Origin of the sequence: Salinarimonas soli, from assembly GCF_008386575.1 — a bacterium.
GTDB lineage: Bacteria > Pseudomonadota > Alphaproteobacteria > Rhizobiales > Beijerinckiaceae > Salinarimonas_A > Salinarimonas_A soli.
On sequence record NZ_VUOA01000214.1, the window covers coordinates 1 to 320 of the forward strand.

General features: G+C 68.1%; 1 protein-coding gene. It reads left to right on the forward strand.

The window, feature by feature from the left end:
• Positions 1–37: 37 nt before the first annotated feature.
• Positions 38–320 (forward strand): protein kinase family protein (locus F0L46_RS25715; protein ID WP_210247708.1); only part of this gene is annotated, 283 nt, incomplete at its 3' end.

Below are 320 nucleotides of genomic sequence, written 5' to 3' on the forward strand. Positions count from 1 at the left end.
GGGCCAACCCTTGGACCACCGCTCGGACGTGTACTCGATGGCGGCAGTGACCTACACCCTGCTCACCGGGCACACCCCATTTCCGATCAAGACCCTGAACGACCTGCTCAGCCGCAACCCCAATGTTGATCCCCCGCCGGTCAGTTCCAGAATCGGGGCGCCGGTGGAGTTGGACGAACTGCTGGCCGCGTCCCTGTCGCCACACCCAGACCACCGGCCGCACAGTGCTGCGGCGCTGGCCCAACAACTGGACGCCATCGCCGCAGTCCTGCCAGGCGGTGAGGGTGGCCCCACCACCCCGGCTCCCAGCGTCGCGCTCT